At 77.3% G+C, this 18,490-nt stretch carries 18 protein-coding genes; 5 read left to right on the top strand and 13 right to left on the bottom strand.

All coding sequences use genetic code 11. The features are described 5' to 3' along the window. Positions 1 to 434: 434 nt before the first annotated feature. Both CYQ11_RS02560 and CYQ11_RS02555 read left to right on the top strand, forming a co-directional pair. The gene (locus CYQ11_RS02560; RefSeq protein ID WP_099198877.1) at positions 435 to 1,619 is read left to right on the top strand and encodes a zinc-dependent alcohol dehydrogenase; all 1,185 of its coding nucleotides are present in this window, start codon (positions 435 to 437) and stop codon (positions 1,617 to 1,619) included. Positions 1,620 to 1,647: 28 nt separating this feature from the next. Then, positions 1,648 to 2,337, top strand: coding sequence for an HAD family hydrolase (locus CYQ11_RS02555; RefSeq protein WP_099199037.1), 690 nt, complete (start codon positions 1,648 to 1,650; stop codon positions 2,335 to 2,337). Positions 2,338 to 2,443: 106 nt separating this feature from the next. On the opposite strand, the gene CYQ11_RS02550 is transcribed toward CYQ11_RS02555, so the two are convergent. After that, positions 2,444 to 2,599 carry a DUF5670 family protein gene (locus tag CYQ11_RS02550; protein WP_099199036.1) on the bottom strand — a complete coding sequence of 52 codons (156 nt, stop codon included), beginning with the start codon at positions 2,597 to 2,599 and terminating at the stop codon, positions 2,444 to 2,446. A gap of 137 nt (positions 2,600 to 2,736) precedes the next feature. On the opposite strand from CYQ11_RS02550, the gene CYQ11_RS02545 reads away from it, so the two are divergent. Then, positions 2,737 to 3,216, top strand: a complete 480-nt coding sequence (locus CYQ11_RS02545) for a DUF6328 family protein (protein WP_099198876.1) — start codon at positions 2,737 to 2,739, stop codon at positions 3,214 to 3,216. 18 nt (positions 3,217 to 3,234) lie between these two features. On the opposite strand, the gene CYQ11_RS02540 is transcribed toward CYQ11_RS02545, so the two are convergent. Together CYQ11_RS02540 and CYQ11_RS02535 are read right to left on the bottom strand one after the other, a co-directional pair. Continuing rightward, positions 3,235 to 4,683, bottom strand: a complete 1,449-nt coding sequence (locus tag CYQ11_RS02540; protein ID WP_099198875.1) for a bifunctional phosphatase PAP2/diacylglycerol kinase family protein — start codon at positions 4,681 to 4,683, stop codon at positions 3,235 to 3,237. A 106-nt stretch (positions 4,684 to 4,789) separates the two neighbouring features. Next, a complete protein-coding gene (locus CYQ11_RS02535; RefSeq protein ID WP_099198874.1) occupies positions 4,790 to 5,809 on the bottom strand; it encodes an SMP-30/gluconolactonase/LRE family protein in 1,020 nt (339 codons plus the stop codon). Positions 5,810 to 5,991: 182 nt separating this feature from the next. On the opposite strand from CYQ11_RS02535, the gene CYQ11_RS02530 reads away from it, so the two are divergent. Then, entirely contained in the window at positions 5,992 to 6,954 is a 963-nt protein-coding gene (locus tag CYQ11_RS02530) for an SDR family NAD(P)-dependent oxidoreductase (RefSeq protein ID WP_099198873.1), read from the top strand. 306 nt (positions 6,955 to 7,260) lie between these two features. Next, entirely contained in the window at positions 7,261 to 8,640 is a 1,380-nt protein-coding gene (locus tag CYQ11_RS02525; protein ID WP_104650948.1) for an MFS transporter, read from the top strand. 40 nt (positions 8,641 to 8,680) lie between these two features. Here the strand turns inward: CYQ11_RS02525 and CYQ11_RS02520 are convergent, their stop codons facing one another. The 10 genes from CYQ11_RS02520 to CYQ11_RS02475 all read right to left on the bottom strand — a co-directional run bounded on the left by CYQ11_RS02520 (position 8,681) and on the right by CYQ11_RS02475 (position 18,470). After that, the gene (locus CYQ11_RS02520) at positions 8,681 to 8,908 is read right to left on the bottom strand and encodes a DUF6480 family protein (RefSeq protein ID WP_099198776.1); all 228 of its coding nucleotides are present in this window, start codon (positions 8,906 to 8,908) and stop codon (positions 8,681 to 8,683) included. A gap of 64 nt (positions 8,909 to 8,972) precedes the next feature. Continuing rightward, complete coding sequence (locus CYQ11_RS02515; RefSeq protein WP_099198775.1) at positions 8,973 to 9,926, bottom strand: glycosyltransferase family 9 protein; 954 nt, start codon at positions 9,924 to 9,926, stop codon at positions 8,973 to 8,975. After that, complete coding sequence (locus CYQ11_RS02510; protein WP_099198774.1) at positions 9,923 to 11,359, bottom strand: PfkB family carbohydrate kinase; 1,437 nt, start codon at positions 11,357 to 11,359, stop codon at positions 9,923 to 9,925. Before CYQ11_RS02510 ends, CYQ11_RS02515 begins: the two co-directional genes overlap by 4 nt. 31 nt (positions 11,360 to 11,390) lie before the next feature. Continuing rightward, positions 11,391 to 11,996 carry a D-sedoheptulose-7-phosphate isomerase gene (locus CYQ11_RS02505; RefSeq protein ID WP_099198773.1) on the bottom strand — a complete coding sequence of 202 codons (606 nt, stop codon included), beginning with the start codon at positions 11,994 to 11,996 and terminating at the stop codon, positions 11,391 to 11,393. Next, positions 11,993 to 13,207, bottom strand: a complete 1,215-nt coding sequence (locus tag CYQ11_RS02500; RefSeq protein ID WP_099198772.1) for a glycosyltransferase — start codon at positions 13,205 to 13,207, stop codon at positions 11,993 to 11,995. The genes CYQ11_RS02505 and CYQ11_RS02500 overlap by 4 nt, the downstream gene beginning before the upstream one ends. Then, the gene (locus tag CYQ11_RS02495) at positions 13,204 to 14,166 is read right to left on the bottom strand and encodes a glycosyltransferase (protein ID WP_099198771.1); all 963 of its coding nucleotides are present in this window, start codon (positions 14,164 to 14,166) and stop codon (positions 13,204 to 13,206) included. Before CYQ11_RS02495 ends, CYQ11_RS02500 begins: the two co-directional genes overlap by 4 nt. Then, the gene (locus CYQ11_RS02490) at positions 14,163 to 15,200 is read right to left on the bottom strand and encodes a glycosyltransferase family 9 protein (protein ID WP_099198770.1); all 1,038 of its coding nucleotides are present in this window, start codon (positions 15,198 to 15,200) and stop codon (positions 14,163 to 14,165) included. The genes CYQ11_RS02495 and CYQ11_RS02490 overlap by 4 nt, the downstream gene beginning before the upstream one ends. Beyond that, complete coding sequence (locus CYQ11_RS02485) at positions 15,197 to 15,751, bottom strand: HAD family hydrolase (RefSeq protein WP_099198769.1); 555 nt, start codon at positions 15,749 to 15,751, stop codon at positions 15,197 to 15,199. Before CYQ11_RS02485 ends, CYQ11_RS02490 begins: the two co-directional genes overlap by 4 nt. Then, positions 15,748 to 16,818, bottom strand: a complete 1,071-nt coding sequence (locus CYQ11_RS02480; protein WP_104650947.1) for a glycosyltransferase family 2 protein — start codon at positions 16,816 to 16,818, stop codon at positions 15,748 to 15,750. Before CYQ11_RS02480 ends, CYQ11_RS02485 begins: the two co-directional genes overlap by 4 nt. After that, positions 16,815 to 18,470 carry a carbamoyltransferase family protein gene (locus tag CYQ11_RS02475; RefSeq protein ID WP_099198119.1) on the bottom strand — a complete coding sequence of 552 codons (1,656 nt, stop codon included), beginning with the start codon at positions 18,468 to 18,470 and terminating at the stop codon, positions 16,815 to 16,817. Before CYQ11_RS02475 ends, CYQ11_RS02480 begins: the two co-directional genes overlap by 4 nt. Between the last annotated feature and the right edge of the window lie 20 nt (positions 18,471 to 18,490).

Raw genomic sequence — 18,490 nt, 5'->3', positions numbered from 1 at the left:
GACCCCTCGCCCGGTTTTGCGGCCCGGGGCCCGGGTACCCGGGACGCGGCGTCTCCCGGGGCCGGATGGAGTACGCGTGCCGGGCGGCGGCCGGGCGGTCGTGCCAGCGTGGCAGGGCGCGGACCGTGCCGCCCCCGCCGCCCGCCGCCGGCCCCGCGAAGGACCGCCGGCCGGCCGGAACGGCCGGTCCCGCACCGACTCACGAGGATGGGGATGCACCAGCTGACGACTCCACCCGACCCGGTACCTCCCGAGCCCACCCCGGCGCCCGGTCCCGGCGGCCCCGACCCGGTGCCGCCCGCGCCCCCGCAGCCCGGTCCGGACCGTCCGCCGCCGCCCCCGCCGCCCGGCCCCGACCCGCTGCCGCCGCCGGGCCCCCTGCCCGGTCCCGGGCCCACCCCGTCCCCCGCGACCCGTGCCGGAAGGAGAGCGGTGTGCGAGCCCTGACCTGGCACGGAAGGCGGGACGTCCGCGTGGAGACCGTGCCCGACCCGAAGCTGGAGCTGCCCACGGACGTGATCGTCCGCGTCACGTCCACCGGCGTCTGCGGCTCGGACCTCCACCTCTACGAGCTGCTCGGCCCCTACCTCGACCCCGGTGACGTCCTCGGTCACGAACCGATGGGGATCGTCGAGGAGGTGGGCCCGGAGGTGACCTCCCTCGTCCCCGGCGACCGGGTCGTCGTGCCGTTCAACGTCTCCTGCGGCACCTGCTTCATGTGCGGCCAGGGTCTGCACTCGCAGTGCGAGACCACGCAGGTCCGCGAGCGCGGCAAGGGCGCCGCGCTGTTCGGGTACAGCAAGCTCTACGGGCAGGTGCCCGGCGGCCAGGCCCAGTTCCTGCGGGTGCCCTTCGGGGACACCCTCCCGGTCAAGGTGCCCCACGGGCCGCCCGACGAGCGGTTCGTCTACCTCTCGGACGTCCTGCCGACCGCCTGGCAGGCCGTCGAGTACGCCGCGGTACCGGCGGGCGGCAGCCTGACCGTCCTCGGCCTCGGGCCGATCGGCGACATGGCCGCGCGCGTCGCCCTCCACCGCGGGGCCGGGCAGGTCATCGGCGTGGACCTGGTCCCCGAGCGGCTGGAGCGCGCCCGAGCCAGGGGCGTGACCACGCTGGACCTGCGGGAGCACGGCAAGGACCTCGTCGCCGCCGTCCGGGAGCTGACCGGCGGCAGGGGGACGGACGCCGTCGTCGACGCGGTCGGCATGGAGGCGCACGGGGCACCGCTCGCCCAGGCGGCCCACCAGTTCGTCGGACTGCTGCCGGACGCGCTCGCGCAGAAGCTCATGGACCACGCCGGCGTCGACCGCATGGCCGCCCTCTACACCGCGATCGAGGCGGTGCGCCGGGGTGGCACGGTCTCCCTCGCCGGCGTCTACGGCGGCATGGCCGACCCGCTGCCGATGATGACCCTGTTCGACAAGCAGATCCAGCTCCGGATGGGACAGGCCAACGTGCGCCGCTGGGTCGACGACATCCTCCCGCTGCTCGACGACGCCGACCCCCTCGGCGTGCAGGGCTTCGCCACGCACATCCTGCCGCTGGAGGAGGGCCCGAAGGCCTACAAGGCCTTCCAGGCCAAGGAGGACGGCATGATCAAGACCCTACTGACCCCGTGAGGCACACCCCGTGACGGCGTACGACGACATGAGCACCCCGGCCCGGCCCGCCCGCCCGCGGGCGGCCGTCTTCGACGTGGACGGCACGCTCGTGGACACCAACTACCTCCACGCCGTCAGCTGGTGGGAGGCGTTCCACCAGGCCGGCCACCGCGTCACCATGACCGACATCCACCACACCGTCGGCATGGGGTCGGGCCGTCTGATCGACCGGCTGCTCGGTGAGGACCGCGACCGCTCCGGGGACGAGGCCGTCAGCGCGGCCCACAAGGCCGTCTACGCCACCTACTTCGACCGCCTGCCGGCGCTGGAGGGCGCGGCCGAGCTGCTGCGCGCGCTCGCCGACCGGGGCTGGCGCGTCGTCCTGGCCACCTCGGCCCAGGGCGTCGAGCTGGAGGCGCTGCGCCGGGCGATCGGCGCCGACGACGCGATCCACGCCGCCACGAGCGCCGACGACGTGGACGCGAGCAAACCCGCGCCCGACGCCGTGGTCCAGGCACTCGAACAAGCCGAAGCGCCGCCGGAGCGCGCGCTGTTCGTCGGCGACACGGTGTGGGACGTGCAGGCCGCCCGCGCCGCGGGCGTCGACTGCGTCGCGCTGCTCTCCGGCGGCATCGGCAGAGCCGAACTAGAGAGCGCGGGCGCGGTCGCCGTCTACCGCGACCCCGCCGCGCTCCTGGCCGACCTGGACGCCAGCCCGTTCGCCCGCGTGGAATGAGGTCCGCCCGCACGGGGCGAACAGGCCGGCCCGGTCGTCTCAGGTCCTGGAACGGGCCATTCCACCACCTCCGAACCGACGCCCGGCTCACGGTCCGGGCGGCGGGCTACCAGCGGTACCAACGGCCTCCGCCCGAACGGGCGACGAACCCGATCAGCCACAGGACCAGCACGACGAGGGCGATCCACCAAAGGATCTTCACTGCGAAACCCGCGCCGAAAAGAATCACCACGAGAAGCAGGACCAGGAGCAGCGGCAACATGGTCATCACCTCCAGCCAGCGCCTGCCCACATCGAATACGGCCTAGCGCTTACAGTGTCCTCCCTTCCGGCCCGTCGCGCTCGCCGCACCGCATACCGCCGCACCCAGGGGGTACTCGGCGCACCGGAGGAGACACCATGAACGCGGAGCGCCACGGACGGGACGAGTCACAGGAGGAGCGGGCCGACCGCCGCTGGGCCGAGCTGCTCCAGGAGGTGCGGGTGGCCCAGACGGGGGTGCAGGTCCTCTTCGGCTTCCTGCTGACCGTCGCCTTCACCCCGCGCTTCGCCACCCTCGGGGACACCGACCGGATCATCTACGTGATCACCGTCGTGCTGGGCGCCGCGACCACCGGCGCCCTCATCGGCCCCGTCTCCTTCCACCGCATCGTCACGGGACGGCGGCTCAAACCCGAGACCGTCGTCTGGGTCTCCCGGCTGACCCTGGCCGGCGTCGTCCTGCTCCTGGCCACGGTCGTCTCGGCCCTGCTGCTCATCCTGCGCGTGACCCTGCACAACGCCGCCGTGCCCTGGGTGGTCGTGGGCCTGCTCGTGTGGTTCCTGCTGTGCTGGTTCGCCCTGCCGGGCTGGGCGCGGATGCGCTACGGCAAGGACTGACCCCCGCCGTCCACGCCGTCAGTCGGGCAGGCGGTAGACCACCAGCGCCTCGTTCTCCTTCTCCAGCGTCAGCGAGCGCGGCGCCGGGGCCACTTCGCCGTCGTAGGCCATGTGCGTGCCGGCCGGGACGTCCTCCACGCGCAGCCGCCGCACCCGTGCCGTCCGCAGCACCGGCGAATGCCGGAGCCCGCCGGTGAGCGCCGCCGTCAGCAGGCGCGTCCGGGCCAGCCGACCGCCGCGGATCATGCGGACGTCCAGCACCCCGTCCGCCAGGTCGTGCCGGCGCACCGGGGCGACCCCCAGCCCCCGGTAGACGCAGTTGCCGGCGAAGAGCATCCACAGCCGCCGCTTGCGGCCGTCGACCCGCACGGGTACGGGCTGCGCGGTGCGCAGGACGTGCACGGCGGCCAGCACGCCGGCCGGCCAGGCGCCGATCCGGTGGGCCCACCGCTCCCGCACCCGGACCAGGTCGGGGTAGGCGCCGATGCTGAAGGTGTTGAGGAAACGGAGGCCGTCGACGCGCACCAGGTCGACGGCCACGGCCTCGCCCGTCTCCACGGCACGCGCCGTGTCGGCGACCGACTCGATGCCGAGGTCGTGGGCGAAGTGGTTGTAGGTGCCGCCCGGCAGCACGGCCAGCGGCAGCCCGTGCCGCCGGGCGACGGCCGCCGCCGCGTTGACGGTGCCGTCGCCGCCGAACACGCCGAGCGCCCCGCCGCCGGCAGCGGCGGCGGCCCGCTCCAGCACGTCCGCCGGCGAGTCGCCCTCGGAGCACTCGACGATCTTCGCGTCGGGCAGGACCGCGCGGATTCCCGGGACCGGGTCGGGCCGGGACGCCGCCCGCTGCCCCGAACCCCGGCTCACGACCACCACCAGGCCCCTGCCGCCCGGCAGCGCCGGGGCCTCCGCGCGCGGCCTCGCCGGGGGAGCGAGCTGGGAGCGGGTCGGTGCCACCCCGCGCACCGCGAACGCCGCGCCCACCCCGAGCAGCGCCCCCGCCACGACGTCCCCGGGGTAGTGCACACCGGTGTAGACGCGGGAGAAGCACACGGAGGCGGCGAGCGGCACCAGGGCCAGGCCCCAGGCCGGGTTCTCCAGCGCGACGCCCGTGGTGAACGCGGCGGCCGAGGCGGCGTGCCCCGACGGGAAGGAGGTGGTGAACGGCTGCCGGGCCAGGTGCCGGATCGTCGGTACGACGTCCAGCACCGGCCTGACGCGCCGCACGGACCGCTTGCCCAGCGTGTTGACCGTCGCCGAGGCGACCGCCAGCGACGCCACGCCGCGCAGCGCGGCCCGCCGCGCGGACCGCCCGCCCAGCAGCGCCGCCCCCGTGGCCACGCCGAACCACAGCACCCCGTGGTCGGCACCGCGTGACAGCTTCGGCAGCACCCGGTCACCCCCCGGCCAGTGCCGCGCCGCGACCTGCTGGAAGAGGGACCGGTCCCAGGAACTCACCATGGTGCGCATGCGCGACGTGTACCCGCTGCCGTGCGGCGCACGCAGGGATGGGGACCCGCCTGCGGCCGTACGGGCGAGTGCCGGACACGGCCTGGCGCCCCCGGCTGAGGACGGGTCAGCCCGCCTTCTCCAGGGGCACGACGCCCAGTGAGGACTCCACCAGGCTCCCCAGGTACAGCCCGCCGGCGTGTTCGCACACGCTGGTCACCATGTGGTAGCCGCGCCCCGGCCGCTGGAGGTCCCGCACCACCCGCCCGTCGGCGTCCAGGGCGATCGCCCAGGCGGTGCGGCGCGGCCCGGGGAGCAGCGCGGACGGCAGGGCCCACAGGGCGCGGCGCAGGCCCGGACGCGTACGGTGCAGCAGATCGAGCACGGGATCCCTGGGCGCGGCCATCGCCACCCAGATCAGGCCGCCGGGACCGGTCGACAGGTTGTCCGGGAATCCGGGCAGGTTCGCGGCGAAGACGTCGTCGGCCCCCGCCTTCGGACCCGTCAGCCACAGGCGGCGCAGCCGGTAGGCACCGGTCTCGGCGACCACGACGAACGAGCCGTCGGACGCCAGGGCGACCCCGTTGGCGAAGTGCAGCCCGTCGAGCACCACTTGGGCGTCGCCGGTGGCGGGCTCCCAGCGGACGAGGCGGCCGGTGCCGGAGTGCTCCAGCAGGTCGCCCATCCAGTGGGCGAGCGGGAAACGCCGGCTGGCGTCACTGACGTACACGGTGCCGTCGGCCGTCGTCACGGCGTTGCTGCACACTCCCAGCGGCGTTCCGGCCACCTCCCGCAGCAGCCGTTCGACCCGTCCGGACCCCGGCTCGACCCGCAGCAGCCCGCGCTCCGCGTCACACACCAGCAGCCGCCCGTCGGGCAGCGGGCACAGGCCCAGCGGCCGTCCCCCGGTGTCGGCGACCGTACGCACCCGGCCCCCCACCGGGTCCACGCCGAGCACCCGCCCGTCCGACACACCGGTCAGCACCCTTCCCTCCGCGTCGACGCGGACGTCCTCGGGGCCGCTCGCGCCGAGCGGCAGCCGGCGCACCGGCGGCAGCGGGTCCGGTCCGTAGCGGGCGCGGGCCCGGGCGGGGCGGGGCGGCGGCTGCCAGACGACCGGACGCAGGGCGGGTTTGCGCTGGGACATCGCAGGACCTTTCGTCGCCGGATGAGTCGGAGAACGTACCCGGGGAACCTCCCCCGAAACGCCGCCCCGCAGCAGCCGGCGACGACCGCGCACCCACCGTGACGGCCGGGCGCCGGCCCCGCCCCGAGCGGCGGCGGCCGCCCGCCCGGGTGACACTGACTCCAGAGCTAGGAGGTGGGCCCATGCCCCGCTCGTCCCACGACGGCCTGACCGGCCGTGCCGCGCTCGTGACCGGGTCCTCCCGCGGCCTCGGCCTGCTCATCGCCCGGGAGCTGACCCGTCGGGGGTGCCGCGTCATGCTCTGCGCCCGCGACGACGACGAGCTCGCCCGCGCCGAGCGGATGCTGCGCGAGGAGGGAGCGGACGTCCGCTCCCTGGCCTGCGACATCACCGACGAGCAGGCACCCGGGCGGCTCGTGGAGGCGACCGAGGCCGCGTTCGGCTCCCTGGACGTCCTGGTGAACAACGCGGGCGAGATCCAGGTGGGGCCCCTCTCCGCGATGGCCGAGGCGGACTTCCGCAGCGCCATGGAGACCATGTACTTCGCCCCCCTGCGCCTCGTGATGGCCGCGCTGCCGGCCATGCGGGCCCGCGGCGAGGGGCGGATCGTCACCATCAGCTCCCTCGGCGGCCGCGTCGCCGCCCCCCATCTGCTGCCCTACGCCGGCGCCAAGTTCGCGGCCGCCGGACTGTCCGAGGGGCTGCGTGCCGAGCTGGCGGCCGACGGCATCAGCGTCACGACCGTCCTGCCGGGCCTGATGCGCACCGGCTCGCACACCGCCGCCCGGTTCAGCGGCCAGCCCGGCAGGGAGTACGCCTGGTTCGCCGCGGCGGCGGGACTCCCGGTGCTGTCCATGGACGCCGAGCGGGCGGCCCGCGCCGTCGTCACGGCCGCCGAGCGGCGCCGGCCGGAGGCCGTGCTCAGCCCCGTCGCCAAGGCGGCGGTGCGGTTCCACGGCGTCGCCCCCGCCACCACGGCCCGGCTCCTGGCCCTGGGCGCCCGGCTGCTGCCCGGCGGCGGGACCGCGCCCGAGCACGACGTGCCCGGCCGCGTCGCCGCCCGCAGGATCGACTCCGCCGTGCTGAACCGGCTCACCCGGCTGAACGACCGCGCCGCCCACCGGTTCAACCAGCAGCCCGGCTGAGCCGCCGGGCCGTGTGACCCACCCCACCACTCCGCCCCCGCCGCCCGTACCGGCAAGGAGCGGCGGGGGAGGGTGACCGACCGCACAGCGCGCGAACTTCTCAACGCCGGGAAGCGCTTGTGACGATGACATGGACGCCGGAAGCGACCCCCGCCCAGGGGCGTCGCGTCCCGGTGTTCTTCCCGGCCCCCGCCCTGGGTGACGCACCCGGCGGGGTTCTCGACGCCAGGACCCGCGGACCGCCCCCGGCCCGCCCGAGGCGCGACGTGCCGGCCCAGCCGCTTCCCCTACCCCCGGACCGGATCCTTGCGCCCTTCCTCCGTCGCCCCTGCCACGCCCGACTCCGCCGCCGCGCCCGCCGCGCGGCCGGTGCGCGGTCTGCTCGGCCGCCGCAAGAACGCCGCGGCTGAGGACCGGTCCCCCTGGCGCTGCCTGCGCAGCCGCAGCATGCGCTGGTGGTCCGCGGCCAACCTCGTGTCGAACCTCGGCACCTGGATGCAGCTCACGGTGCAGAACCTACTGGTCCTCCAGCTCACCGGCTCGGCCGCGACCACGGGCCTGTCCCTGTCGGTCCAGGCCGCTCCCGGCCTGCTCTTCGGACTGCTCGGCGGCGCCGTCGTGGACCGCTGGCCCCGCAAGGTCACCGCGGCCGTGAGCCAGGCCCTGCTGGCCGCCGTGGCCTTCGCCACCGCCCTGCTCGTGGCCTTCGGCGCGCTCAATGTGCCGGTGCTGATGGTCCTCGCCGGCATCACCGGCCTGATCGCCACCGTGGACGGCCCGGCGACGGCGCTGCTCGGCAACGACCTCGTCCCCGAGAAGGACGTGCCCTCGGCGATCGCCCTGGGGTCCGTCGTGCACAGCGCCGGACGTCTGGCCGGCACCGCCCTGGCCGCGGTGGGCATCGCCACCGTCGGCACGGCCGGCGCCTACGCGGTCAACGGCGTCTCGTTCCTGTTCGTGACCGCTGTGATCCCGTTCCTGCGCCTCCAGCCGCACGCTCGCGAGGAGGCCCTGGCCGCGGCGGCCCGCCCGCGCGGCGCCGCCGCCGAGGACGGGCGCGGTGGCCTGGCGTTCTTCCTCAGCCGCCGCAGCCTCGTGGCGCTCGCGGTGATCGCCGCGGTCAGCGCCGTCCTGGGCCGCAACTACCAGCTCACCCTGGCCACCCTGGTCACCGGCCCGCTGCACGGCGGCGCCGGCGCCTACGGCCTGGTCTCGGCCCTCCTCGCCGTCGGCGGCATCGCGGGAGCCGTCGTGGCGGGCCGGCTGCGCAGGCCGACCGTCCGGCTGGTGGCCCTGCTGGCCGCGGCGGGGGCCCTGCTCCAGATCGTGGCGGGCCTCAGCCCCGTCCTGCTGATGCTGCTGGTCATGGTCGTGCCGATGGCCATCGTGGAGTCGGTCTCCGACACCGCGACGACGACCGTGCTCCAGACCGACCCGCCCGCCCACATGCGCGGCCGCGTCCTCGGCGTCTGGCGCAGCGTCAGCACGGCCTGGGGCCTCGCCGGCCCGCCGCTGCTGGGCCTGCTGGTCCAGGGCGCGGGCGAGCGCGGCGCACTGGTCCTCGGCGGCGCCCTCATCGTGGGCGTGATCGGCGCGGGCGCCCTCGCCCACCGCCGCCGGCGCACCGCGGCCCGGCGCCCCGCGCCGGTCCTCGCGCCCGAGGCGGCCTTCCAGACCGCAGCCTGAGCCGGCCGGCCGCGGGCCCGGGCCCGCGGCCGGAGCCCGGTCACATGGCGACGAGCGCGGCCCAGATGATGACGGTCACGGCGAACACCACGACGAGGGCGCCGATCGCGATGACCGGCCCCTTCGCCCAGCCGCGCGTCGGGTTGTACGTCTCCCGGGGGCCCGCGCCGGCGGTGCTGTCCTCGCCAGGCGGGGTCTCGGTCGGCGGTACGCCGCCCTCCTGGCCCGGAGTGCGCGGCGTATCGGGTTCGGGGCTCGCGGTGGTCATGGGGAACACCTTCCTTCTGTCTCTTCTTCCACGGTGGCACCGCCCGGCGGGCGGGCCCGCGCGCTCACCCGGCCGGGGCCTCCCCTCGGGCCAGGGCCGCGAGGACCTCCTCGGGCCGGATGCGCAGCAGCAACGGATCGGGCCGCCGCCCGTGCGGGTTCCCCGGCGGCCCCGGATGCCACAGCGCCGTGTGGCGCGGCGACGGCGGCGGGCCCCACAGCGCGGGCGGCACCGGGCCGAAGAGGGTGACGCTCCGGGTGCCGTGGGCCACCGCCAGGTGGGCCACGCCCGTGTCGCCGCTGACCACGGCCCCCGCCCCGGCCACCAGCGCGGACAGGACCCCGAAGGGAAGGCCCCCCGGGAAGGCGGCGGCCCCCGGCACCGCCACCCGGGCCACCAGGGCGTCCTCGCCCGGCCCGCCGGTGACGGCCACCCGGTGCCCCCGCTCCAGCAGTCCCCGCGCCACCGCCGCGTACCGGTCGGCCGGCCAGCGGCGCGCCGCCGAGGCCGCACCCGGGTGCAGGACCACCGCGCCCGGCGCCGGCGACGTGCCGGCGGGACGGGGCAGGGCCAGGTCGGTGGGGTCGGCCGCGATGCCGTAGGACCGCAGCAGTCGGCACCAGCGCTCCCGCTCGTGCTCGTGCGGACACCACGCGGGACCGGCCACCGAGGGCGTGCCGGGGTGGGCGAAGGCCAGCAGCCGGCCCGGCCGCAGCGCCAGCAGCAGCCGGTGGCTGGGCGGTCCGTTGCCGTGCAGGTCGACGGCGACCTCCGGCGGCGGGCCGCGCCACGCCAGCGCGCGGGGCACCGCGCGGCCGGGGGCGCAGGCGGGCAGCAGCCGGTCCACGGCCCCCGTGGCCGCGGCCGCCGGGGCCAGCTCCGGGGGCGCGGCGAGCACCAGCTCGTGCCCGGGGAACGCCCCGCGCAGCGCCCGCAGCGCGGGCACGGCGGCGAGCAGGTCGCCCAGGCCCAGGGCCCGCAGGACGAGCAGCCGGGGCCGGCCGTCCGGCGCGGTCACCGCCGCTCCACCGGTGGGGAGGCGCCGGCCGGGGCGGTGGTGCGCCGCGCCGCGGCCAGGCCCGCCGCCGCCCGCGTGGCCAGCAGCGTGCTGGAGCGGCCGTCGAGATAGGGCAGGAGCACGGCCTGGCCGCCCCAGGACGCGAGCTGAGCGGCCTCCGGAAGCTGCTCCACGGCGTAGTCGCCGCCCTTGACCCAGACGTGCGGGCGCAGCCGCGAGAGCAGCCCCTCGGGGGTGTCCTCCTCGAACACGGCGACGGCGTCGACGCACTGGAGTGCCTGGAGCACCCGGATCCGGTCGCGCAAGGGGGTGAACGGCCGCCCCTCGCCCTTGCGCCGGCGCACCGAGGCGTCGGAGTTCAGGCACACGATCAGGCAGTCGCCGAGGCCCCGGGCCTGCTGGAGCAGGCTCACGTGCCCGGCGTGCAGCAGGTCGAAGCAGCCGCCCGCGGCGACCACCGTGCCCGAGGCGGCCCGCACCCGCCGCGCCAGGTGCAGGGCGTCGGCCTCCGGGACCGGGACGCCGGGCACGGCGGTGGAGGAGGGACCCGTGGTGGCGGTCCGCGCACCGCCCTCGGCCACGTACCGGGTCGCCGCCGCCACCGCCCCCTGGACGGCCTCGGCCGGCAGGGCGCCGTCGCCGAGCAGCCCGGCCGCCGTGGCGGCGAAGCAGTCCCCGGCGCCGCACGCGTCCCCCGAGTGCTGGGAGGCGGCAGGCACCACCAGGGGACCGTCCCCCTGGCACAGCAGCGCCCCGCGCCGGCCCAGGGTCACCGCCACGGACACCGCCCGCCAGCGCCGCACCAGCTCCGCCGCCGTGCGGGCCACCGCGCCGAGCGAGTCGCCGTCGGCCGCCCCGTCGCCCGCGAACCGCCGGGCCTCCTCCCCGGTGGGCGTCACCAGCCGGGCCCCCGGCACCGGGGGCCCGCCGCGCGGATGCGGGTCCCAGACCAGCGCCGTGTGCGGGGCGCACGCGGCCAGCACCTCCCGCAGGACCTCGGCCGCGCCCCGCGCGTAGTCGGCCACCAGCACGGCGGGCGCCTCGGCCACGGCCCGCAGGGCCCTCTCGCAGGGGCCCGCCGCCCGGCCCGTGCCCTGGTCGAGCCGCACCACCGGCCGTCCGCCGGCCATCACCCGGGTCTTCTCCGGCAGCGGACCGTCCAGGGGCAGCGTCACCAGCGTCACCAGCGGTTCGAGCAACGCCCGCACCTGCCGGCTCGCCGCGTCCGTGCCCAGGGGGGCGACGAGCGTGACGGACCGGCCCGCGCGGGCGGCCAGCAGGGCGGCCAGCGCCGCGCCGCCGGGGCGCAGCAGCTCCCGGCAGCCGTCCAGCACGGGCACGGGCGCGTCGGGGGCCAGGCGTTCCGCCGTGCCGACCAGGTCGCGGTCGAGGAGGGCGTCGCCGACGACCAGCAGCGGTGTCCCGGTACTCATGAGGTCCCCTTTCCTGCCCGGGCTTCGCGGGTCACGGCCCGGTGCCGAGCGCCGAGTCGAAGGCGTCGCACATCATGTGCACCGCCACCAGGTGCAGTTCCTGGACGGTCGCGGTCGTGGCGGCCTCCACGCACAGCCGCTCGTCGCCGAGGTCGGCCAGCGGGTTGGGCGCGGGCCCGGTCAGCGACCACACCTCCGCGGCCGCCGCGCGGCCCGCCGCGGCCGCGCACAGCAGGTTCGGGCTGGCCCCGCTCGTCGAGAGCAGGATCAGCACGTCCCCGGGACGGGCGTGGGCGCGCACCTGACGGGCGAACAGCTCGTCGGCCCCGTAGTCGTTGACGATGGCGGTGCAGCTGGAGGTGTCGGTGTGCAGGGCGAGGGCCGAGAACGGCGGCCGGTCCTCGCGGTAGCGGCCGACCAGCTCGGCCGTCAGGTGCTGGGCCTGCGCGGCGCTGCCGCCGTTGCCCGCGGCGAGCAGCCGGCCGCCCGAGGCGAGGGTGGCCGCCAGGTGCGCCCCCCAGCGCTGGGCGACGGCCGCCTCCTGCGCGCGGAACCGTTCCAGGGCCGCCAGCAGCCGGCCGCAGTGGTCGCCGCCGGCCAGGGCGGCGTCGTGGGTGGTGGTGCGGGTGACGGTCATCGCGGCACTCCTGACGGGACGGGGCCGGCGACCCGGTCGTAGACGCGCTCCACGCCGTCCGCCACCTGATCCCAGGTGAAACGGGCGATCACCCGCGTCCGGCCGGCCCGGCCGAAGGACTCCAGGCGCTCGGGGTGGCCCAGCAGCTCGCGCACCGCGCCGGCGAGCCCGTCCGGCTCGCCCGGCGGCACCAGCAGCCCGGTCACGCCGTGCGCCACGGTGTCGCGGTGCCCGCCGACGTCCGTGGCGACCACCGGCACGCCGCACGCCATCGCCTCCAGGGGCACGATGCCGAACGGCTCGTAGACCGGGGTGCACAGCACCACGTCCGCGCTGCGGATCAGCGCGGGCATCTCCTCGTGCGGCACGCACCCCAGCAGCACCAGGCGGTCGGCCACGCGCAGCCGGCGGGCGAGCGCCAGCAGCCGCATCGCCTCCGGGTCGTGCACCAGCCCGTCCCTGGGCGGACCCCCGGCCACCAGCAGCTCGGCGTCCGGTATCCGGGCCAGGGCGCGCACGGCCAGGTCCACGCCCTTGCGGGGGACGAGGCGCCCCACGCACAGCAGCCGGTGCCGGGCCCGCCGGCCCGGGGCCAGGGCTATCCGGCCGCGGGCCGCGAAGTGTTCGGTGTCCACCCCGCAAGGCACCACCGAGCAGCGGTCGGGGGCGACGCCCATCCGGCCCAGCTCGCGCACCTCGTCGGAGCAGGTGGCCAGCACCCGGGCGCAGGAGGCGGCGATCCGCCGCTCGGCGTCCAGGCGTTCGGCCGGGCTGGTGTCCGCCGTGCCCTGGTGGCGCCGCTTGACGGTGCCCAGCGCGTGGAAGGTCTGCACGACGGGCGTCCCCAGCCCCCGGCAGCCCAGCAGCGAGGCCATGCCGGACATCCAGAAGTGGGCGTGCACGACGTCGGGCCGCTCACGGTCCCACACCCGCGCGAGGTGGTTGCCGAACTCGGTCATGTGACCGAGGAGTTCGTCCTTGGGCAGCACCCGGGCCGGGCCGGCCGGTACGTGCTCGACGACCACCCCGCAGGGCAGCGGCACCCGGTCGGGCAGCGCCGCGTCGTCCCTGCGGGTGTGGACGGTCACCTCGTGACCGCGGCGGGCCAGGAGCTCGGCCAGCCGGGCCACGTACACGTTCTGACCGCCCGCGTCGGGGCCGCCGAGCGCGGCGAGCGGGCTCGCGTGCTCGGACACCATGGCGATCCTCATCGGGTCACCTCCTTGATCAGCCGGTCCCAGTCGTCCAGGAACCGGGGCAGCCCGTAGCGGGCGAGAGCCGCCGCGCGCGCCGCCCGCCCGGTCTCCCGGGCGCGCTCGGGCTCGGCGAGGAAGCCGCGGACGGCGTCGTGCAGCACCTCCAGCCGGTTGGAGACCACGCCGGCGCCCGCCGGCACGGCCTCGGTCACCTCGGTGGTGGCCAGCGCCACCACGGGCATGCCCAGGTGCATGGCCTCCAGCAGGGACAGTCCCAGCGACGTCCACCGCACCGGGTGCAGGTACACCCGGCGCCGGGCCAGCGCGCCGTGGAGGTCGCGCTGGACGAGTTCCCCGGCCCGGCAGCGGTCGGCCGCCAGGCCGAGCCGCTCGGCCAGGCCGTCGGTGCCCATGCCGAAGACGTCGAGCGGTGCGGCCCGCGAGAAGTACTCCAGCAGGTCGGTGCCGGTCGTACGGCCCCGCCGCAGCGGCTCGTTGACGACGACGGCGGCCCGCTCCAGAGTGCCGGTCCACAGCGGGCCCGGGTCGACGACGCCGTGCTCGACGACGGTGGTGGGCGTGGCGCCGCAGTCCCACATCAGCCGGTTGAAGTGGGTGACGTGCACGACGGTCAGCCCGGGCCGGCCGGCGGCCGGGTGCCGGGTGTCCGGCACGGGACCGCCGGGCGCGTTGTGCTCCAGGTACACGGTGGGCACGTCCAGGCCCGGCCGCCGGCCCAGCCACCGCCGGGCCAGGTCGAACTCGTGGGGCCGCTGGAGGACCAGCAGGTCGACGTCGGCGTCGCGCAGGCGCTCCGGCGGCAGTTCGACCACGGACTCAGGCCAGTCGAAGGTGCGGGCGCGGCCGAGGCCGTCGGGCCCCCGCTCCGGGGTCACCGGCACCAGATAGGTGTGCGGGCCCTGGACGAACGCCGTCGTCCACGAACCGTGCACGTGCCACAGCAGGATCCTCATGGCGTCCGCTCCAGACAGGGGTCGAGACCGGGCGTCCGCCCGGTCAGCTTCTCCACGGCGGCCAGCACGTCCTCGGGCGACACCCCGCTCAGGCAGGGGTGCCCGGCGACGGGGCAGACCCGGGCCCGGCTGCTGGCGCAGGGGGCCCGCTCGTCGCCGAGGAGCACATGGGGCACGCCGTACGGGGCCCACCGCTCGGCCGGCACCACGGGGGCGAACAGCGACACCACGGGCGTGCCCACGGCGGCCGCCAGGTGGGCGGGCCCGGTGTTGCCGACCACCACCGCGGCCGCCCGGGACAGCACCCCGGCCAGCTCGGCGGGGCCGGTGCGCCCGCCCAGGTCGAGGGCGCCCCCGGCGGCCACGGCCGCCGTCAGCCCGCGCTCCCCGCGGCCGCCGGTGACCACGACCCGGTAGCCGGCGCGCACCAGCAGCCGCACCGCGGCCGCGCACCGCTCCCGCCCCCACCGCCGGGCGGGCACCGCCGCGCCCGGGTGCACGACCACGTACCCGGCCCCGCCCACCAGGGCGTCGGGGGCCGGCGGCCGGCGCACGGCCAGCCGCCCGTCGTCCCCCTCCGGCAGCGGGAAACCCGCCGCCGCGGCCACGTCCAGGGCCGCGAGCACCTCGTGCCGGTGCGGCGCACGGCGGTGCCGCACGTCCAGCAGCGAACCCGGATAGTCCTCGCAGTCGGCCGCCAGGCGCCCGGCCCCCGCCATCCGCAGCAGCAACGCCGTGGGCAGCGGGCTCTGGTGGAACGACGTCAGCACCACGGCGACGTCCGGGGCCCGCCGCGCGACCCGCTCGACGAGGCGGCCGACGTCGCCGCGGTCGACGGCCGGAGGGTCGAGGCCCACCCAGGGCGCGTCCCACACGATCACCTCGTCGACCCCCGGCAGCATGCGCGCGGCCGGGGCGCCGCGCGGGCCGCACAGCAGCGTCGTGTGCCGGGCGCGCGCGGCCACGGCGCGCACCGCCGGCCCGGCGAGCAGCACGTCGCCGAAGCTGTCCAGGCGTGCCACCAGCGCCTTCACCGCGGACTCCGTTCCGCCGGCCGGCCGGCGCCCAGCAGGCCACGCACCGCGGCCAGGAGGTCCGGCGCCCGGTGCGCGGCCCGCCGCACCTCCTCGGGGCGCGTCACCGAGGTCGGCACCAGCACGCCCAGGGCCCCGGCGGCCGCGGCCGCCGCCATGTCGCTGCCGATGTCGCCCACGACCGCGCACCGGGCGGGGGAGAGCCCCAGGTCGCCCGCGGCGGCCAGGACCAGGCCCGGTGCCGGCTTGCGGCACCGGCAGCCGTCGTCCGGTCCGTGCGGGCACACCGCCCACACGTCGAACGGCCCCAGCAGCCGCTCGACCCGCTCGTTCACCCGACGCACCTGATCCATCGTCAGCAGACCGCGGGCCACGCCCGACTGGTTGGTGACCACACCGGTGCGCACGCCGTGCCGCCGCAGCAGGGCCAGGGCGGCCCGGGCCCCGGGCACCGGGGTCACCCGGCCCGGGTCGCCGTTGTAGGGGACGTCCTCGACCAGCGTGCCGTCCCGGTCGAACAGCACGGCGGCGGGCGGCCGGCCGCCGGTCACGGCACCGGTCCTTCCCGGAGCGCCGACCGTACGGGGACCTCGACGACCGGCGGCGGCACCGACGGCTCGCGCAGGGGCCGGGCGGCGCGGTACCGCCACGTCCCGCGCAGCCGGTGGTAGACGGCCAGCGGCGGGATGGCGGCGCTGGTGGCCAGCATGGTCGCGACCTCCCGCGCGGTGCGCGGCCCCGGCGCGATCCGCGACCGGGCGAACTCGGCCGTCCCCAGCGCCCAGCCCGCCGCGGCGGCCGCGCCCGCGCTCCGGCGCCCGCTCAGGGCGAGGGCCGCGGCCGCCACCCCCGCGGCGGTGACCGCCGCGTGCCCGCGCAGCCTTCCGCGCGGCGCCCCGGCCCGCCGCCACCAGCCGGCGCCGTGCAACCGCACCATGAGCGCGTCGTCGGCGTTGCCCGCCTGGGTGCGCAGCGACACCCAGCGGTCCGCCGGCCGCACCGGATGCCGGGTCGTCCGGGCACCCGGCTCCAGCCTCCAGCCGGCGGCCATGACCCGCAGTGCGAGGTCGGCGTCCTCCCGGAACGCCCGGGGGAACCGCTCGTCGAAGCCGCCCACGGCCGTCAGGGCGGCCAGCCGGTAGGCCATGTCCGCGGTCGCCCAGCGGGCCCCGGCCAGACCGGCGGTGTTGCGCTCCCAGTCCGTGGGCCGCCGCCCGTCCGGCAGCGGCACCTCGATGATCCCCTGCACCCCGCCCACGTCGGCCGCCGCACGGGCCAGTTCGCAGGCGAGCTCCGCCCGCCACGCGGCGCCGACCCGCACGTCGTCGTCGAGGAAGACCACCCACGGGGCGCCCACCGTCCGCCAGCCCGCGTTGCGCGCCGCGGCCGGGCCGCGCCCGCCGCTGCGGAGCGTCCGGGCGCGGCCGCGCAGAGCCCCCAGCTCCTCCAGGGGCAGCGGTGCCCGCGTGTGCCGGGCCCCCGGCCGGTCGTCGACGACGACCACCTCGACCGGTGGCGGCCCGGCGGCCGCCGCCAGCGCCCGGAAGCAGTCCACGAGGCACGGACGGCCGATGGTGGGTACGACGACCGCGTACGGCAGCGACTCCGCGGTGCTCATGACGTCTCCTCCCCGCCCCCGTAGGCCCGCCCGCGCCGGACCGCGTACGGGCCGATGGCCAGCAGGTCCACCGGCGCGGAGCCGAAGCACTCCAGGGCGTCCCGGGGATCGTCGACCATGGGCCGGCCCGCCGTGTTGAGGCTGGTGTTGACGACGACCGGCAGCCCGGTCCGCCGCTCGAACGCGGCCAGCGTCCGGGCCACCAGCGGCTCCCGCGCGGGGTCCACGGTCTGGATCCGGGCGGTGCCGTCCACGTGGACGACGGCCGGGATGCGCTCGCGCCACGGCTTGGCCACGTCGTGCACGAAGAGCATGTACGGACTCGGCAGCGGACCCTCGAAGATCTCCGCCGCACGGTCGGCGAGCACCATCGGCGCCACCGGCCGGAACTCCTCCCGCCCCTTGACGTGGTTGAGCCGTTCCAGGTTCTCCGCCCGCCCCGGATGGGCCATCAGCGACCGGTGGCCCAGCGCCCGGGGCCCGTACTCGCTGCGGCCCTGGAACCAGGCGACGACGCCGTCGCGGGCCAGCTCCGCGGCCACCGCCTCGGCGATGTCCGGCGGCCGCTCATAGGGCACCCGCGCCCGCTCCAGCCAGCCCCGCAGCTCCTCGTCCGACCAGCCCCGGCCCAGGTCCGCGCCCTCCATCGGGGCGGCCGGCTCACCCCGCTCCGCCGCCAGGTGCAGGGCCGCGCCCAGCGCCGTGCCCGCGTCACCGGCGGCCGGCTGCACCCACACGTGGCGGAACGGGCCCTCGGCCGCGATCCGCGAGTTGGCCACGCAGTTGAGCGCCACCCCGCCGGCCATGGCCAGCGCCCGGGCACCCGTACGGCCGTGCAGCCACCGCGCCAGGTCCAGCAGCAGCTCCTCCAGGCACGCCTGGGTGCTCGCGGCCAGGTCCGCGTGGTCCTGGGTCCACTCCTGGCCCGGCGGCCGCGGCTCGGTGAGCGCCGTCCACGGCACCGCGTGCGCGTGGAAGCCGCCGTCCCCGGTCGCGTGCATGTGCTCCCGCAGCTCGGTCAGGAAACGCGGTTTGCCGTAGGCCGCCAGCGCCATCACCTTGTACTCGTCGCTGCTGCGCAGGAAGCCCAGGTGCTCGGTCAGCTCCTCGTAGACCAGCCCCAGCGACTGGGGCAGGACCTGCGTGGTGAGCACCTCCAGCGTCCCCGCGCGGTAGCGCCCCGCCAGGTGCGAGGCGCACTCCCCCCGCCCGTCGAGCACCAGCACCGCGCTGTCGGGGTGCGGGGCGGCGAGCCCCGCGGACGCGGCGTGCGCCACGTGGTGGGGGACGAAGCGCACCCGCTCGGCGTCCAGGCCCGGCAACGCGTCGGCGAGGAAGGAGGGAGCCTCCCGGGCGTAGGTCTGCCGCAGGTGGTCCCACGGGTCGTCGAGGCCCATGGCCCCGGCCGGCCGGGCCAGGTCCGGGTCGTAGGAGTACCCGACGGCGTCCAGGTCGCGGGGCGTGAGGCCCGCGTGCTCAAGACACCAGGCGGCCGCCTGCCGGGGCAGCTCCCAGGCCGCGAACGGTACGGGGCGCTTGCCGTGCTTCCGCCGGGAGAACCGCTCCTCTTCCGCGGCCGCGACGATCCGCCCGTCGACGACCAGCGCGGCCGCAGGGTCGTGGAAGAGGGCGTTGATTCCGAGGATGCGCATGCCGTGCTCCGTGTCTCGTC

It is taken from the genome of Streptomyces cinnamoneus (assembly GCF_002939475.1).
Classification (GTDB): Bacteria; Actinomycetota; Actinomycetes; order Streptomycetales; family Streptomycetaceae; genus Streptomyces; species Streptomyces cinnamoneus_A.
This window is presented reverse-complemented; position numbering and strand designations above follow the sequence as displayed.

Bases quoted from the DNA above. Each gene is read 5' to 3' on its own strand.
- CYQ11_RS02540 (WP_099198875.1), bottom strand. From the start codon at position 4,683: ATGCGCACCATGGTGAGTTCCTGGGACCGGTCCCTCTTCCAGCAGGTC.
- CYQ11_RS02510 (WP_099198774.1), bottom strand. From the start codon at position 11,359: ATGAGTACCGGGACACCGCTGCTGGTCGTCGGCGACGCCCTCCTCGAC.
- CYQ11_RS02500 (WP_099198772.1), bottom strand. From the start codon at position 13,207: ATGAGGATCGCCATGGTGTCCGAGCACGCGAGCCCGCTCGCCGCGCTC.
- CYQ11_RS02505 (WP_099198773.1), bottom strand. From the start codon at position 11,996: ATGACCGTCACCCGCACCACCACCCACGACGCCGCCCTGGCCGGCGGC.
- CYQ11_RS02520 (WP_099198776.1), bottom strand. From the start codon at position 8,908: ATGACCACCGCGAGCCCCGAACCCGATACGCCGCGCACTCCGGGCCAG.
- CYQ11_RS02475 (WP_099198119.1), bottom strand. From the start codon at position 18,470: ATGCGCATCCTCGGAATCAACGCCCTCTTCCACGACCCTGCGGCCGCG.
- CYQ11_RS02545 (WP_099198876.1), top strand. From the start codon at position 2,737: ATGAACGCGGAGCGCCACGGACGGGACGAGTCACAGGAGGAGCGGGCC.
- CYQ11_RS02530 (WP_099198873.1), top strand. From the start codon at position 5,992: ATGCCCCGCTCGTCCCACGACGGCCTGACCGGCCGTGCCGCGCTCGTG.
- CYQ11_RS02480 (WP_104650947.1), bottom strand. From the start codon at position 16,818: ATGAGCACCGCGGAGTCGCTGCCGTACGCGGTCGTCGTACCCACCATC.
- CYQ11_RS02550 (WP_099199036.1), bottom strand. From the start codon at position 2,599: ATGTTGCCGCTGCTCCTGGTCCTGCTTCTCGTGGTGATTCTTTTCGGC.
- CYQ11_RS02555 (WP_099199037.1), top strand. From the start codon at position 1,648: ATGAGCACCCCGGCCCGGCCCGCCCGCCCGCGGGCGGCCGTCTTCGAC.
- CYQ11_RS02495 (WP_099198771.1), bottom strand. From the start codon at position 14,166: ATGAGGATCCTGCTGTGGCACGTGCACGGTTCGTGGACGACGGCGTTC.
- CYQ11_RS02535 (WP_099198874.1), bottom strand. From the start codon at position 5,809: ATGTCCCAGCGCAAACCCGCCCTGCGTCCGGTCGTCTGGCAGCCGCCG.